The 2,414-nt window shown below is 40.7% G+C and carries 5 protein-coding genes; 1 reads left to right on the top strand and 4 read right to left on the bottom strand.

Features of this window, described 5'->3' with window-relative positions:
• Nucleotides 1–118: 118 nt before the first annotated feature.
• The 4 genes from G588_RS0118400 to trxA are packed head-to-tail and all read right to left on the bottom strand — an operon-like array spanning nt 119 to nt 1,647.
• Complete coding sequence (locus tag G588_RS0118400) at nt 119–508, bottom strand: C-GCAxxG-C-C family protein (protein ID WP_022780152.1); 390 nt, start codon at nt 506–508, stop codon at nt 119–121.
• A complete protein-coding gene (locus tag G588_RS0118395) occupies nt 486–1,103 on the bottom strand; it encodes a hypothetical protein (RefSeq protein WP_022780151.1) in 618 nt (205 codons plus the stop codon). Before G588_RS0118395 ends, G588_RS0118400 begins: the two co-directional genes overlap by 23 nt.
• Nucleotides 1,090–1,290 (bottom strand): 4Fe-4S binding protein, encoded by a 201-nt coding sequence (locus G588_RS0118390; RefSeq protein WP_022780150.1) that lies wholly within the window; start codon nt 1,288–1,290, stop codon nt 1,090–1,092. The genes G588_RS0118395 and G588_RS0118390 overlap by 14 nt, the downstream gene beginning before the upstream one ends.
• Nucleotides 1,291–1,329: 39 nt before the next feature.
• Nucleotides 1,330–1,647, bottom strand: a complete 318-nt coding sequence (gene trxA / locus G588_RS0118385; RefSeq protein WP_022780149.1) for a thioredoxin — start codon at nt 1,645–1,647, stop codon at nt 1,330–1,332.
• A gap of 149 nt (nt 1,648–1,796) precedes the next feature.
• On the opposite strand from trxA, the gene G588_RS0118380 reads away from it, so the two are divergent.
• Nucleotides 1,797–2,141, top strand: coding sequence for a winged helix-turn-helix transcriptional regulator (locus G588_RS0118380; protein ID WP_022780148.1), 345 nt, complete (start codon nt 1,797–1,799; stop codon nt 2,139–2,141).
• The last annotated feature ends 273 nt before the right edge of the window (nt 2,142–2,414 follow it).

Raw genomic sequence — 2,414 nt, 5'->3', positions numbered from 1 at the left:
CTTGAGAAAGATGAAAAAGCATACGAAAGAGAATGATAATGAAGCTTTCATATGCACAAGAATGCAAAATGGAATATATTGCTACTATCTGTATTCAAATTAAAACAGCTTGGCTCAATTACAATCCCATAATCTCACCATAAATCATAACAGCATTTCTAACGCATTCCTCGCATGGGCATAAGGGTTTACCATCCGTCATTGTCTTTAAATCCTTGCATTTTAAGGCCCCGCATCTTGTTGCAAATTCTTCCTGGATCTGCCTTGTAATCCCGAGAGTCCCTTTTCCTTCTGTCTTAAGTCCTGCCACCATGCCTGCTCCAATTAGTGCGCCGCAGGTTGCTTCCATATTGCCCATTCCTGCGCAGAATCCTGCTGATATCTGCTTTAGCTGTTCCTCTGCAAGTTCAGTCTGATCGGATAAAACTACTGTCACAGCCTGGGCACAGTTATACTTTCCTGAATTCTTTAATTCAACTGCTCTCTCAGCTCTCTCTTTTAACGTCATGATTTTCCACACCTTTCCTTGCCTTTATCTTGCATATTCCCTGAGTCATTGTCCCCATTGGACAGAATGAACACCAGGTTCTTTCTTTGTACAAAGCCATACTAATCAGCCCAATAAGAGTTGATGTAAGCATCAGGCTATAAAACCCAAATCCAAACTGTGCTACCCAGTCGGGGAACACGCTTCCATTATACGCCCATTTCCATGTAACTTTGAATGTCCAAAAGAGCTTTATAGCCTTTCGAAGAGTATTTGTCCCGGCAAATACAAGATAAGTCTGAAAAACCATTGTTCCAAACATCGTCATGAAGAATGCCAGGAATCCATATCTGAACCATTTAGAAGATATCCATCCGGGCGCTGGTTTACTCCTGGAACACTTGCAGTTTTTCCCAAGTACCCAGAAAAGCTGGCCTCTTCCGCAAAATCTGTTACAAAACAGCTTATTTCCACCTGCTATCGCAAAAATCAGCGGTAATATAAAATCAATCATCCCAAGCCACGCAAACAGAATATTAAAGAACCCCAGTGCAAAATAAATAATTGTCCATATCCACAGATAATCATACCAGTGTTTAGTTTTATTTGATGCCATCCTGCACCTCCGCTACCTTGATCGAGCCTGCAGGACATGCTCTTTCGCAAATGCCACACCCAACGCACTTCATGACATCTACTACAGCATGGCAGCCTTTATAGATATCTATTGCCTCTCTAGGGCACTGCAACACGCAGACACCGCAGGCAACACATCTTTTTATATCATTAGCTGCTTTTTTCATTTGTAAATCTTCTCCTTTTTCATCTTGCCGAGTACTGCCTTAAATCATTGCTTCCATTTTCCTTACAAGTCGTTCCTTCGGAACAGCACCCATTTCATCATCATACAGACTCCCCTTCTTGATAAACGCAAAGTAAGGTATACTCATTACTCCATACTTCTGTGCAAGCTGCGGCTCCTGATCAACATTTATCTTGCCAACCTTGAATTTACCATCATACTCTCTGGCAAGCTCTTCAACTACAGGTCCCATCATTTTACATGGGCCACACCAGTCTGCATAAAAATCAACAAGAACCGGAACATCACTATTCATTACTTCTGTTTCAAAGTTTTCTTTTGTAAATCTGTATTCCATAATAATCACCATACCGCCAGCAATGCAGCGCCTTTCTTTGAAATGTGTAAATAACTACTTGTTTTTCTCAACTGATGCTTTTATTATATGTGGTATAGTTTTTATATCAAGTACGCAGTTTTTATTTATCTAGTAAGGAAAAGTATACTATGAGGAAAAAAGAGACAAAAGAACCATTATGTGAAGATATCGCAGGGAAAGATTGTGGATTAAAAAGAGTTATTGATACCGTTGGCGGCAAGTGGAAAATCATGATCCTGTGCGTCATCGATAAAAATGAAATAGTGCGATATGAAGAATTACGCCGTTCAATACATGGCATCACCAATACTATGCTTGCCAACTCATTAAAAGAGCTTGAGTCTGACGGACTTGTGGAGAGAAAGCAGTATGATGAGATGCCCGTAAGAGTAGAATACAATCTTACTGAGAAAACAAAAAGCCTCATCCCCATTCTCCTTGAACTGAAAAAATGGGGCGAGGACAATCTATAGTTTTAGCTATAAGTTTCAGCTCTTGCATACAGTGAATATTTATAGAGCATATCGCCATCGCCATTTGCCCGGACACAGGCTCCCAGTGTTTTTTTCATCATTGACTTCCTCTTCAGTGAAATACAAAAGCGTCTCCGAAAGAGGTGTGAGAAACTCCTTCCAAATAATTGCTTTATGGCCTCTTGCCTTTCCCGAGCAACATCCTCAGGAAGTTTAGAAGTACATTATAGCGTGCTATGGCTATATACGCCATCCTTGACACCCCTAACTCTG

Origin of the sequence: Butyrivibrio sp. AE3009, assembly GCF_000420845.1 — a bacterium.
Lineage (GTDB): Bacteria > Bacillota > Clostridia > Lachnospirales > Lachnospiraceae > Butyrivibrio.
This window is presented reverse-complemented; position numbering and strand designations above follow the sequence as displayed.